This window comes from Maricaulis salignorans (assembly GCF_900103475.1).
GTDB lineage: Bacteria > Pseudomonadota > Alphaproteobacteria > Caulobacterales > Maricaulaceae > Maricaulis > Maricaulis salignorans.
This window is the reverse complement of the sequence record NZ_FNHG01000010.1, coordinates 94,563-106,446: the sequence shown is the minus strand read 5'-3', so window position 1 is coordinate 106,446 and position 11,884 is coordinate 94,563. Positions and strand designations below refer to the sequence as shown.

Annotated in this window: 15 protein-coding genes and 2 tRNA genes; 10 read left to right on the top strand and 7 right to left on the bottom strand. The window is 65.2% G+C overall.

The window, feature by feature from the left end; translation table 11 throughout:
* Nucleotides 1–96: 96 nt before the first annotated feature.
* A tRNA-Ala gene (locus tag BLT42_RS09430) sits at nucleotides 97–172 on the bottom strand.
* A 112-nt stretch (nucleotides 173–284) separates the two neighbouring features.
* On the opposite strand from BLT42_RS09430, the gene BLT42_RS09425 reads away from it, so the two are divergent.
* The 6 genes from BLT42_RS09425 (at nucleotide 285) to BLT42_RS09400 (ending at nucleotide 3,544) form a co-directional block, all read left to right on the top strand.
* Nucleotides 285–596, top strand: a complete 312-nt coding sequence (locus BLT42_RS09425) for a YggT family protein (RefSeq protein WP_091770070.1) — start codon at nucleotides 285–287, stop codon at nucleotides 594–596.
* Complete coding sequence (locus BLT42_RS09420; protein WP_091770068.1) at nucleotides 593–919, top strand: DUF167 family protein; 327 nt, start codon at nucleotides 593–595, stop codon at nucleotides 917–919. The genes BLT42_RS09425 and BLT42_RS09420 overlap by 4 nt, the downstream gene beginning before the upstream one ends.
* Nucleotides 909–1,805 (top strand): bifunctional methylenetetrahydrofolate dehydrogenase/methenyltetrahydrofolate cyclohydrolase FolD, encoded by an 897-nt coding sequence (gene folD, locus BLT42_RS09415; RefSeq protein ID WP_091770066.1) that lies wholly within the window; start codon nucleotides 909–911, stop codon nucleotides 1,803–1,805. The genes BLT42_RS09420 and folD overlap by 11 nt, the downstream gene beginning before the upstream one ends.
* A gap of 73 nt (nucleotides 1,806–1,878) precedes the next feature.
* Nucleotides 1,879–2,295 carry a response regulator gene (locus BLT42_RS09410; protein ID WP_091770064.1) on the top strand — a complete coding sequence of 139 codons (417 nt, stop codon included), beginning with the start codon at nucleotides 1,879–1,881 and terminating at the stop codon, nucleotides 2,293–2,295.
* An 88-nt stretch (nucleotides 2,296–2,383) separates the two neighbouring features.
* Nucleotides 2,384–3,175 (top strand): TIGR00266 family protein, encoded by a 792-nt coding sequence (locus BLT42_RS09405; protein ID WP_091770061.1) that lies wholly within the window; start codon nucleotides 2,384–2,386, stop codon nucleotides 3,173–3,175.
* A gap of 60 nt (nucleotides 3,176–3,235) precedes the next feature.
* On the top strand, nucleotides 3,236–3,544 hold the full coding sequence (locus BLT42_RS09400; protein ID WP_091770059.1) for a DUF1244 domain-containing protein: 309 nt from the start codon (nucleotides 3,236–3,238) through the stop codon (nucleotides 3,542–3,544).
* Nucleotides 3,545–3,707: 163 nt separating this feature from the next.
* Here the strand turns inward: BLT42_RS09400 and BLT42_RS09395 are convergent.
* From BLT42_RS09395 to hemC, 6 genes are all read right to left on the bottom strand, one after another.
* Nucleotides 3,708–3,783: transfer RNA gene (locus tag BLT42_RS09395), tRNA-Thr, on the bottom strand.
* Between the two features lie 104 nt (nucleotides 3,784–3,887).
* Nucleotides 3,888–4,529: a uridine kinase gene (gene udk, locus BLT42_RS09390; protein WP_091770057.1), complete on the bottom strand. Its 642-nt coding sequence runs from the start codon at nucleotides 4,527–4,529 to the stop codon at nucleotides 3,888–3,890.
* The gene (locus tag BLT42_RS09385) at nucleotides 4,526–5,980 is read right to left on the bottom strand and encodes a heme biosynthesis protein HemY (RefSeq protein WP_091770055.1); all 1,455 of its coding nucleotides are present in this window, start codon (nucleotides 5,978–5,980) and stop codon (nucleotides 4,526–4,528) included. Before BLT42_RS09385 ends, udk begins: the two co-directional genes overlap by 4 nt.
* On the bottom strand, nucleotides 5,977–7,302 hold the full coding sequence (locus BLT42_RS09380; protein ID WP_091770053.1) for a coiled-coil domain-containing protein: 1,326 nt from the start codon (nucleotides 7,300–7,302) through the stop codon (nucleotides 5,977–5,979). Before BLT42_RS09380 ends, BLT42_RS09385 begins: the two co-directional genes overlap by 4 nt.
* Before the next feature lie 33 nt (nucleotides 7,303–7,335).
* Nucleotides 7,336–8,073, bottom strand: a complete 738-nt coding sequence (locus BLT42_RS09375; protein ID WP_091770051.1) for a uroporphyrinogen-III synthase — start codon at nucleotides 8,071–8,073, stop codon at nucleotides 7,336–7,338.
* Nucleotides 8,070–9,014: a hydroxymethylbilane synthase gene (gene hemC, locus BLT42_RS09370; protein ID WP_176780316.1), complete on the bottom strand. Its 945-nt coding sequence runs from the start codon at nucleotides 9,012–9,014 to the stop codon at nucleotides 8,070–8,072. Before hemC ends, BLT42_RS09375 begins: the two co-directional genes overlap by 4 nt.
* A gap of 57 nt (nucleotides 9,015–9,071) precedes the next feature.
* Between hemC and tsaD the strand changes: the two genes are divergently transcribed.
* From tsaD to BLT42_RS09350, 4 genes are read left to right on the top strand one after another with little or no spacing between them, the layout of a single operon-like run.
* Nucleotides 9,072–10,205, top strand: a complete 1,134-nt coding sequence (gene tsaD, locus BLT42_RS09365; RefSeq protein WP_091770047.1) for a tRNA (adenosine(37)-N6)-threonylcarbamoyltransferase complex transferase subunit TsaD — start codon at nucleotides 9,072–9,074, stop codon at nucleotides 10,203–10,205.
* A complete protein-coding gene (locus tag BLT42_RS09360; protein ID WP_091770045.1) occupies nucleotides 10,202–11,203 on the top strand; it encodes an NAD(P)H-dependent glycerol-3-phosphate dehydrogenase in 1,002 nt (333 codons plus the stop codon). Before tsaD ends, BLT42_RS09360 begins: the two co-directional genes overlap by 4 nt.
* Complete coding sequence (locus BLT42_RS09355) at nucleotides 11,203–11,499, top strand: YciI family protein (protein ID WP_091770043.1); 297 nt, start codon at nucleotides 11,203–11,205, stop codon at nucleotides 11,497–11,499. The genes BLT42_RS09360 and BLT42_RS09355 overlap by 1 nt, the downstream gene beginning before the upstream one ends.
* Nucleotides 11,496–11,846: a Rieske (2Fe-2S) protein gene (locus BLT42_RS09350; RefSeq protein WP_091770041.1), complete on the top strand. Its 351-nt coding sequence runs from the start codon at nucleotides 11,496–11,498 to the stop codon at nucleotides 11,844–11,846. The genes BLT42_RS09355 and BLT42_RS09350 overlap by 4 nt, the downstream gene beginning before the upstream one ends.
* Nucleotides 11,847–11,884: the final 38 nt, after the last annotated feature.

Sequence of the window (11,884 nt, the reverse complement as noted above, 5' to 3'; positions counted from 1 at the left end):
CGGGGTGTCCGCCTGCGCCTCTGGCTTCGGCGGGACATCCTTCGCTCGGAAGAGTGTCGGGCCTGCCCGGCCGAAGCTCGCGCAGCGAGCGAAGGATGGTGGAGCCGAGCGGGATCGAACCGCTGACCTCGTCATTGCGAACGACGCGCTCTCCCAACTGAGCTACGGCCCCTTCCGGGCAGGCAAGTACGAGCGCGGCTCGGCAGTGTCAAGCACTGGCTTCTGGACGCGAGGAAGCGACGCGGTTACATAGCCAATCATCTTTTGTCGCTCAGGATTTTGCTATGCCGCTCGAACTCTCATTTGGTCAGGCCCTGGTGGTGTATTTCCTCAACCCGATCCTCGGTCTGTTGTGGATCATCGTCATTGTTGGCGTCATTCTGAGCTGGCTGATCAGTTTCAATGTCGTCAATCCGCACAATCAGTTTGTCGGCATGATCTGGCGTCTGACCAATAGTATCACAGAGCCCCTGCTCGGGCCGATCCGCAGTATCTTGCCAAATCTGGGCGGGATGGATTTCTCGCCGGTCGTGCTCTTGCTGCTGATCTCATTCGCGCAAGGCTATGTGGTGCCCATGCTGATGCGAGTGCTTTGAGCCAAGCCTGGATCGAGGACGAGACCGGTCTCACTCTGCGCATTCGCCTGACACCCAACGCCTCGCGGGATGCGGTGGAGGGCTTCGCCGAAACCGCCGACGGGCTTTGTCATCTGGGCGTTCGGGTCCGGGCCGTGCCCGAGAAGGGGAAGGCCAACAAGGCGCTGATAGCGGTTTTGTCGCAGTTTCTCGATTTGCCAAAGCGCGATATCGACGTAATCCGCGGCATGACTTCGAGGCTGAAAACGGTTCGGGTGGCGGCCGATGCCGGGGACCGCGCCCGCGTTGCCGGGCGATTGGGGGGAGTGGAAGATGAGCGCTGAACTGATTGACGGCAAAGCCGTCGCGGCCGAGATCGACCAGCGGGCCGGCCAGGCCGGCGCGGAATTGTCGAAGGCATTGGGCCGCGCGCCCTGTCTGGCTGTGGTGCTCATCGGCGACGATCCGGCCAGCGATGTCTATGTCCGCTCCAAGGTGAAGCGCACCGAGGCGGCGGGGATGACCTCGATCGAAATTCGCCGCCCTGCAGATGTCAGCCAGGCCGAGGTGGTCGAGATCGTGCGCGGCCTCAACAGTGATAGCGGGGTCGACGGCATCCTCGTGCAAATGCCTTTGCCGGGTCATATCGATTCCAATGCCGTCATCAGCGCCATCGATCCGGACAAGGATGTCGACGGGCTGACCGAGGTCAGCGCCGGCCGCCTGCTTCTGGGCAAGCCCGGATTGCGTCCGTGCACGCCGGCCGGTTGCGTCTTGCTGGCCGAGCGCGCGATGGGGTCATTGTCGGGCAAATCGGTCGTTGTGATCGGTCGCTCAATCCTGGTCGGAAAGCCTGCAGCCCTGCTCTTCCTTGAGCAGAATGCCACCGTCACCATCGCCCATTCGCGCACTCATGATCTTGCGGCGCTCACGCGGACTGCCGACATTGTGGTCGCCGCGGTGGGCAGGCCTCAAATGGTCCGGGGCGACTGGATCAAGCCGGGTGCCTGTGTGCTTGATGTCGGCATCAACCGGGTCGATGCGCCCGAGCGAGGCGAAGGCCGCACCCGTCTGGTGGGCGATGTCGCGTTTGATGAAGCTGTCGCCCATGCCGGCTGGATCACGCCGGTTCCGGGTGGAATCGGACCGATGACCATCGCCATGTTGTTGCGCAATACGGTCCTGGCCGCCGCGGCGCGGGCCGGTCTGGACAGACCCGCCGGTCTTTAATTTCGCCTGACCCTCGATTTTTAAACGGTTCAATAACGCCACTGGGCGATACTCGGTAGAAGGGAGCTTCATTATGGCCAACCAGGCATTGCATGTTCTGCACGTAGAAGACGATTTCGCGGACGCGATGCTGGTGCAGCAGGCTGTCTGTGAGGCTGGTGATTTTGATATTTCCTTCGAAGTCGTCCGGACCTTGCGCGAGGCCAAGCTGCGCATGCAGGCTGGCGGGTTCGATTTGATCCTGCTCGATCTGCGATTGCCCGATTCCGTGCATCCCACCGAGACGCTTGAAGTGGCACGCAGTTCTGCCGGTGCAACGCCGCTCCTGGTGCTGTCGGGATCCATGGCGGTCGATCGCGAGCATCTTGGCGAGGAAATCGCCAGCCTCGACAAGAATGCCAGCTTCAAGGTCGAGCGCGGCCGCAAGTCGGTCAATATCGCCCAGGTGATCCGCAATGCGGTTGCCACGGAAGATTTCCTCAGTATCTGACCGCGACCGGCGCAGAAATCGCTCGGGGCATCTTACAATCCTGCCGCGACCGGCCCTATAATCGCCGCTCAACAAGGCGAGGACCGAGATGAGCAGCGCACACGAAATCGACTACAAGATTTGCGGTGAAGACATTCAGTTCGTGGAAATCGAGCTGGATCCGGGCGAGACCGTCGTCGCGGAAGCCGGTGCCATGATGTACAAGTCAACCGGCATTGCGATGGAATCGGTCTTCGGCGATGGCTCGCAGAAGAACAAGGGATTCATGGGCGCACTGGCTGGCGCCGGCAAACGCCTGCTGACCGGCGAAAGCCTTTTCATGACCGCTTTCACCCATCAGGGGCAGGGCAAGGCGCATGCGGCTTTCGCGGCGCCCTTTCCCGGCACCATCATCGCGGTCCACCTGCCTGATGTCGATGGCGAGCTAATTTGCCAGAAGGACAGTTTCCTGGTCGCCGCCAAGGGCGTTTCGATCGGCATTGCCCTGCAGCGGAAAATCATGACCGGCCTGTTTGGCGGCGAGGGTTTCATCATGCAGCGCCTCGAGGGCGATGGCTGGTGCTTCATCCATGCCGGCGGCACACTGGTGCAGCGCGAACTGGCAGCGGGCGAGGAAATCCATGTCGATACCGGCTGTGTCGTCGCCTACACCAAGACGGTCGAATTCGAGATCGAGCGGGCCGGCAATATCAAATCGATGATTTTCGGTGGTGAAGGCGTCTTCTTCGCCAAGCTCAAGGGGCCGGGCAAGGTCTGGATGCAATCCATGCCATTTTCACGCCTTGCCGGACGCATCATGGCCAACCTTCCCGTCACCGGGTCCGGTCAGGGTGAGGGTTCGGTGCTTGGCCCGCTTGGCAGTATTATTCGCGGCAGCTGACCGCCTCACCACCAGGCGAGGTGTCATTGCCGGCGCCCCGCAAGCCTGCAGGACCACGCCATGAAACATGAAGACCTGTCCGCCGCTGACCGCGACGCGCTCGACGCGGCCGCCTTCCGGCGTTTGCTGGCGCATCTTGATGCCCACAAGGAGGTTCAGAATATTGATCTGATGATCCTGGCGGACTTCTGCCGCAACTGCCTGGGCAAATGGTACAAGATCGCCGCCGATGAGCGCGGTGTCGAGATTTCCGATGAAGCCGCGCGAGAACGGATTTATGGCATGCCCTATGCCGACTGGAAGCGCGACTTCCAGGCCCCGGCGACGCCGGAACAGCAGGCCGCCTTTGCGGCGCGGAACAAGCGTTGAATCGTCAGTGGAAATCGTTCGGCTGGCTTGCAGCCCGCAGGGCGGTCAGAAACTGTGTTTGATGTCGCGCGCTGCTCACCTGCGCCAAGGTTTCGGACGACATCACTTCGCCCCGGGTGCGCGCTGTGGGTGGCTTGCCACCCGAAGCCCACAGGGCGAAGGGTGGTGCCGCATAGGTGACTCGAACACCTGACCTACGCATTACGAATGCGTTGCTCTACCAGCTGAGCTAATGCGGCATACCTCGAGGCTCCCGGCCGGTTGTCTGGCGAGAGGCGGCGGAAACTAGCTGCGAACGGGCAAGCGGGCAAGCCTTTGTGCAGTGTCGGGATCAGCCAATCGGTCAGACGTTCCGGCGGTCGCCCTGATGCAGGCCGATCCGGTCCAGCACGGGTCTGGCCAGAGCCTTGAAATCAGGCGCGCCCATATTCTCCACCACCAGGTCGGCGGTCTCGCGTTGCGGTTCGACATGCAGCGCGTGCATCGGGCGAACGGTCTCGTCAAATTGTTGTTTGACGAAGTCTTCGCTGCGGCCGCGCTCGGCGACATCGCGCTGGATGCGGCGGGCCAGACGGGTGGTGTCGCAGGCATCGACGAAAATGGTCAGATCGAATTGCGCCGCCAGCTCGGGGCTTGCCAGCAGGTGCAGCCCCTCGACAATCAATACCCCGGCGGGCAGGCGCTCGACGGTCTGCTCGCAGCGGCAATGCGTGGTGAAATCATATTGCGGCGCTTCGACGGGCTGGCCCTCGCGCAGGGCGGCGAGGTGGCTGGCCAGCAGGGCGTGATCCTTGGCGGCGGGCTCGTCGAAATTGAATTCGGAGGCGACAAAGCCCGGCTGATGCCCGGCATCGACGTAATAATCGTCCTCCGGAATGACATAGGCATCATGGCTGGCAAAATGATCAGCGAGGGCCTGGGCCAGCCGGGTCTTGCCCGAGGCCGAACCGCCGACGACGGCGAGGAGGAAAGGCCTCCGGCTCATCGCGCGCGCCCCGTATCCTCGTCATCATCGTCAACGCCTGGATCGTCGGGCGGGCGCGGTGCCTCGAAATAGGCGGCTGGCCGGGTTGGTCCCCGCTTGTGCGGCGCTTCCAGCAGGGCGGTTTCCGGTACGGCCTCGACATTGCGCTCATAGCGCTCATAGCGCGGATGAATCAGCCGGCCTTCATCGCCATAGATATAGACCATCCGCTTCCAGTCGTCGGCGGTATAGGGGAAGGCGTTGCCGTCCGGGTCCATGTCCGACCAGTCGGCCTCGGTCGAGGCGTGCGCGGCGCGGGCCATCCAGCGGCGGGCCTGTTCATCCTCGCCCTCCAGCCGGGCCAGCCGTGCGGCCAGCGCGCACAGGCGCGAGCTTGGTGGCCCGTCCGCGATCAGCGGCGCGATCAGGGTGCGTGCCGTCGCGGCATCATTGTCTTCCAGTGCGACATCGATCAGCACGAGCTTGCTCTCGCGATGCTCCGGCTGCAGTGCTGCGAGGCCCTTGAGCCGCTCGAGGCGTTTCGCCCGGGTGTCTGACTTGCGCAGATCGCGATAGGCGCGGGCGATCGCAGGGTGCGGTGCCAGGGTCCAGCTCGCCTCGAGCACGTCGGACGCTTTCTTGTATTTGCGGGCGGCGTTCAGGAGACGCGAGGCGAGATTGGCTGCGGGCGCGAAACCCGGCGCAGCCCGGCAGGCCGACTCGGCCAGATCGCGGGCATGGTCTGAGTCGCTTGTTTCGCTGGCCAGGGCCGACGCGGTCAGCAGGACCGCACGGCGACGCTTCGAGATATCCGGGGCGATATGTTTGCGCCGGTCGCCCTCTCCGAGCGTTTCCAGTGCCGCATCCCAGCGACCCTGGGCGACTTGCGCCTCGAACAGGGCATCGAAGGCCCAGCGGGCACCCTTGGCCTTGTCGAAGGCATCGGCGGCGTGTTCGGCGGTCGCTTCCAGGTCGCCGCGATCATGCGCCAGCTGGGTCAGGCCGCGGCGGGCCACGACGCGGGTACGCGGATCTTCGAGCAGGGCTTCATACTGGGTTTCGGCACGTTCGGGATGACCAGCCGCCTCGGCAGCGCGCGCCGCAAGCAGGCGCGACAGGGCGGGACGGTCGAGCAGGGCATCGGCGCGCGCGGCCTGGCGCACGGCCGCTTCGCCATCACCGGCGGCGGAGGCGATCAGGGCGCGTTCGAGGGCGTCATAACCCTGTTCGCGGCGGCGGCGCGAGAGGAAGGACTTCACCTTGTCCGGCGAGGTCCACAACATGTAGATGCCCCACCACAAGACCAGCATCAGGAAGGAAAACAGGATCAAGGCACCGGCGGCGACGACGAAGGGCATCTCCATCTGCGTGCCGAGGAATTCAAAACTGGCATGGCCGGGATTGAGGGCCAGGAAAGCGCCCAGCGCGGTCGTCAAGATAACGATGATGACGACGATAATCAGGCGGATCATGACGGATCATCTCCCTGGGCCGCAGCCGCTTCGGTCAGGGCCTGACGCAGCGCGACGAGCCGGCGGTCGAGGTCGAGCCGGGCCTGGGCGCCGATGAGCCAGTCCCGGGCTGCGGGCAGCGAGGTCTCGTCCAGCCGTTCGGTCAGCGCGACCGCGCCCTCCAGATCGCGCAGGGCGAGCCGGTTTTCCGCCAGGGCCGAGATCGCCATGGCACCGGTATCGGCTGTGCCCGGATTGGCCTGGCGCACTTCGATCAGACCGAAGAAAATTCGTCCCGGTCCCGCCGCATCGCGAATTGCGTCGCCGGGATAGTCAGCGGTGAGGTCGTCCAGGGTCGGCACGCCGGCGCGGGCGTAGGCGGCCATGGCGGCGAGATCGGCATTGCCACGCCAGAGCTGGGCCAGGGCGGCGCGTTCGGCCTCAAAACCCTGATGGGTGCCGGCAATATCGCGCAGGGCGCTGAGCGCCAGGGCGCGGGCTGCCAGCTGCCGTGATGCCTGGCCGGTATCGGAGGATGCCGGCCGGGTCGCAGCGCTGTCTGCTGCGGTTTCGGCCGTCGAGCGGGCCGCCTCGGCCAGGGCGCGGGTTTCATTCAGCGCGGTCTCGAGCTGTTCGATCCGGCCGGCGAGAACAGCCGTTTGCGGATCAGCGACGGGTTCGACCGGGCCAGCGGCCACGTCGTGCGCGGCTTCCAGTTCGGCGAGACGGTCGGAAAGGTTTTGCAGCAGGAGCGGGTCGACACCGTTCTGGTCGCCTGACGCCGACGCCTCGCTCGCCTGTTGGACCAGCCGGTTGAGATTGGCCAGGTCGCGTTCGGTGGCTTCGATACGTGCGGCAATAGCTTCCAGTGCGGCAGTGCCGGCAATGGTGGTGTCATCGGCGGGCACCGTGTTTTCGAGTGCCGCCAGCCGCGCTTCGACCGTGGTCAGGTCCGGGCTGGCCCCTGTGGGGGCGGATTCGAGTGCGTCAAGCCGGGCATTGATCGCCGCCATTGGTTGCGCCAGTGCTGCCTCGGCCGTCAGCGCCGGGCTCTCGGCCTCCATTGCGGTGAGCCGGTCATCCAGCCCGGTAATGGATTGGGTCAGTGCCGCCCGCTCGTTGGCTGCGCCTGTCTCGCTGGTGCTGGCGGCAGGCCAATAGCGCGCCCCGGCAAAACCGAGGCCGCCGCCTGCCAGCGTGGCGATCAGGAAGAGTACGGTGACGGTGGCGCCGCCCACGCCCTTGCGTGCGGCGCCTTCGCTTTCCCGGTCGGGAAGGTCACGGGCGGGTTCGAACTCGGCATCGACCGGTTCGGGTTCGGCAGTCTGCTTGGGATCGGCCATCTCAATACGCGATTCAGCTAGGTTTCTCGCACCTTATGATGCGTCGCCCAGCGGCGCCAGTTCCATGGGATGAACCAGCAGGTCCAGCAGGGCTTCCTCACTGGGATGTGCCGCTGCGACCAGTTCGGCAAAGCCGGCGTTTTCCAGTGGCTTCAAGGCATTGGCGCTGATGCCATAGGCGGTCACCGCTTTCAGCCAGGCCTGCAATCCGAATTTTCGTACCAGGTCGAGGAAGGTCTTGGCGCCGCGCGCCGAATGGATCAGCACGGCGACGGGCGCGCCGCACAGGATCGCCGCGATGGCGTCCTCCCGCAGGGCGTCGACGGCGACCGCGCCATAACCGATCACGTCGCGCACCTGATAGCCGTCCGCTTTCAGCGCGCCGGCCAGATCACCGGCGACATGGATGCCGCGGACATGCAGGAGCGCGCCGTTTTGCGGTTTGACCTTGCGTTTGATCAACGCCGCCAGATCGTGGATATCGCCGTTCGCCGACAGGACTTTTCGAAATCCGGCCTTGCGCGCATCGGCGGCGGTGCTGTCGCCGACTGTGTAGACGGGCAGGTCGCGCTCCGGGCGCCGGGGACCCCAGGCACGCACACCATTGCCACTGGTGAAGACCAGGGCCTGGACCCCGGTCAGGTCAACCTCGATGCGGGCGCGAAAATTGATGTCGAGTACGGGCGCAATAATCGGATCAATCCCGCGAGCGCGCAGTTCTGTAGCGGTGCGTTTGGCACCGGGCCAGCCGCGTGTGACCAGGACCGTCATGCGTTGGCAAGCGCGGCGGCGAGTTGATCGCCGGCCGCGTCCCTGACCGCCTGGCCGAGGGATTGGCCGGCGGCTATCGCGCTGGTTCTGGTGGCTGTTTTCATATCGAATCGCATCTGTTCCCGCCAACGGACCTGACCATCAGGAGTCAAAACTTCGCCGGTGAAGTCCATTGATTCGATATGCACATGGGCCGCGATCGGGGTGCGACAGGAGCCGTCAAGCCTTGCCAGGAAGGCGCGCTCGGCCAGGGTCGTCAGTTCGGTTTCGCGGTGGTTGAGCGGCATTAACAGTTCGCGGGCCCGGTCATCATCGCTGCGAATCGCTACGCCGACAGCGCCCTGGGCGGCGGCGGGGAGCATTTCCGACAGCGCCAGGGGTTCGGCGTCCGCTTCCTTGCGGCCAAGCCGGTTGAGGCCGGCGCGGGCGAGGAAGGTGGCATAGATTTCACCGGAGGCGAGCCGGCCCAGCCGGGTATCGACATTGCCGCGCAGCACCACCACTGACAGGTCGGGCCGCTGATACAGCGCCTGGGCCTGGCGGCGCAGGCTGGCCGTGCCAATCACCACGCCCTGCGGCAGATCCGCGAGCCGGGTTTCGCCGCCGCGGGCCAGCAGCATGTCGCGAGCGTCTTCGCGCTCGAGAATCGCCCCAAGTTCAATGCCTTCGGGCAGTTCGGTCTGGACATCCTTCATCGAGTGCACGGCGAAGGCGGCGCGGCGCTCCAGCAGGGCCTCGTCGATTTCCTTGGTGAACAGGCCCTTGCCGCCGGCCTCGATCAGGGCGCGGTCCTGGATCTGGTCGCCGGTGCTCAACAGGCCGAGGATCGGGAAGACGGTGTCGCGCATCTCGTCCTCGACGCCATGCAGGCGGGCCAGTCGCGCCTGGACGTCGCGGGCCTGGACAAGAGCGAGGGGGGAGCGCCGGGTGGCGATGGGCATGGGCTTGGACGGTAGCGGCACGTTGCGGGATCCCGGCGGTGAGGTTATCGAACAGACATGGACTTAGCCTCGCCATCCCCCTTAGCGCAAGACGGCACACTGACCGTGCTCGGGCTTGAATCAAGCTGTGACGAGACCGCAGCGGCCGTGCTGCGCCGATCCGCCACAGGCGAGATCGAAGTGTTGTCCGACCTTATCCTCGGTCAGACCGAAGCCCATGCGCCGTTTGGCGGTGTGGTGCCGGAGATTGCCGCGCGGGCGCATGCGGAAGCCATGTCAGGGCTGGCCGGGCAGGCCTTGCAGGAAGCGGGGCTGAGTTTGGCCGAAATTGACGGCATTGCCGCGACCTCCGGACCGGGACTTATCGGCGGGGTGATGGCCGCGCTGATGACGGCGAAGGGGATGGCGCTGGGGTCGGGCAAGCCCTTGATTGCGGTCAATCATCTTGAAGGGCATGCGCTGTCGCCGCGGCTGAGTGAGAATCTCGACTTTCCCTATCTGCTCCTGCTCGTCTCGGGTGGGCATACGCAATTGATTTGTGTGGAAGATTTCGGAATTTACCGGCGTCTGGGATCGACCCTGGATGATGCCGCCGGCGAGGCTTTTGACAAGACGGCGAAGGTGATGGGGCTGGGTTTTCCCGGTGGGCCGGCGCTGGAGCGCTGCGCCGCCAATGGCAATGCCAAGCGCTTTGATCTGCCCAACCCGCTAAGGGGCCGTCCCGGTTGCGATTTTTCCTTTGCGGGGCTGAAGACGGCGGCGCGTCAGATCTGGGACGGGTTCGAGAATCCCGGCGACCAGGACCGCGCCGACCTTGCTGCGTCAGTGCAAACGGCGATTGCCCGTACCCTTGCTACAAGGTCACGGCGGGCCATGCGCGAGTTTGCTGCCAGCCTGCCGCAGACGACCGCTCCACTACCCTTTGTCGTCGCCGGCGGTGTTGCGGCCAATCAGACGGTGCGCAAAATGCTCGAAACGGCGGCGCGCGAGGAAGGTTTCCGCCTGATCGCACCGCCGATGCGCTGGTGCACCGATAATGCGGCGATGATCGCGCTGGCCGGACTGGAACATTTGCTCAGGGGCGAGACTGACGGGCTCGACGCCCCGGCGCGGGCGCGCTGGCCTTTGGACGCGGTCTCGGCCAGATTGGACCCGGTGATCGGCTCGGGACGAAAAGGACCAAAGGCGTGACAGATTTTCAGACGATTGGCGTGATCGGGGCCGGTGCCTGGGGCACGGCGCTGGCGCAGACGGCGGCCAAGGCCGGCCGCGATGTATTGATCTGGTCCTTCGAGCAAGACGTCGCCGATGTGATCAATAACAAACACGAGAACACGATCTTCCTGCCCGATGTGGTGCTGGAGCCGAGTATCGCGGCGGTGACGGCGATGGCGGATCTCGATGTCTGCGACGCGGTTCTGGCCGTGGCCCCGGCGCAGCATTTGCGCGGCACGCTGGAAAAATTCGCCCCCTTCGCCAGGCGCGGCCTGCCGATCATCCTGTGCGCCAAGGGTATCGAGCAATCGAGCCTGTCGATGATGACCCAGGTGCTGGGCGAGACCATCCCTTCAGCCATTCCGGCGGTGTTGTCGGGACCGAGCTTTGCCATTGATACCGCCCAGGGCCTGCCCACAGCGGTGACCCTGGCCTGCAAGGATGAGGCGATCGGCACTGCGCTGATCGAGGCGCTCGGCACGCCGCGCTTTCGCCCCTATCTGGCGACCGATCTGATCGGCGCGGAAATCGGCGGCGCGGTGAAGAATGTGCTGGCGATCGGTTGCGGTATTGTCGAGGGACGCGGCCTGGGCAAATCGGCCCATGCAGCACTGATCGCGCGCGGTTTCGCCGAGATGACACGGCTGGCCCTGGCGCTGGGTGCCAGGCGCGAGACGCTGGCCGGCCTGTGCGGGCTGGGCGATCTGGTGCTGACCTGTTCCTCGCCGCAATCGCGCAATATGTCCTGCGGTCTGGCGCTGGGGCGCGGCGTGCATCTGGACGATATTCTCGGCAGCCGCCGCTCGGTCACCGAAGGCGTGGCCAGCGCGCCCGCAGTCGTTGCGCTGGCGAAACGACACGGCGTCGAAATGCCGATCTGCGAAGCCGTTGACGATATTCTCGCCGGCCGCACCAGTGTCGAGGACGCCATCGAAGCCCTGCTCGCTCGCCCCTTCACGCTGGAATCCGCCTGATGCTCTTCATGGTCCACGCCACCGACAAGCCCGGCGCCCTCGATATCCGCCTCGCCAACCGCCCGGCCCATCTCGACTGGCTGACCGCCGCCGGTGAGCGGATCAAGGCTGCGGGCCCCTGGCTCGGCCGTGACGACAAGCCCGCCGGCTCGCTCCTGATCGTCGAGATGGAGAGCCGCGCCGCCCTCAATGCCTGGCTGGCCAAGGACCCCTATGCCATCGCCGGCCTGTTCCAGTCGGTCGAGGCCGCGCCCTATAAGTGGGTGTTCAACCCGCCCGCCGGCCTCAATCCATGACGGGTATGCCGGTGTCTGGCCTGCCCAAAGCGGGAACGGTGCTTGGCCACCTCGACGACCTGCCCGACCCCGGCGCCCGCGCCTCCACCTGGAATGACGGCGCCGTCATCCTGGTCCGCCGCGGCCAGACCGTCACCGCCTTCCTCAACACCTGCCCCCACGCCCAGCGCCCGCTCAACCTGCCCGGCGGCAAGGTGATGCTGCACGAGGGCCAGTTCATCGTCTGCCCGGTGCACGGGGCGAGCTTTGCGGCGACGGACGGAGTTTGTGTCGGTGGCCCGGCTGCGGGCTATGGGCTGACGGGGGTCGAGGTTGAGGTTGTGGGGGGTGAGGTAAGGGTGGTTTGAGGCTCGGGGCTGCGCTCACCCTCTCCCTTCAACTCCAA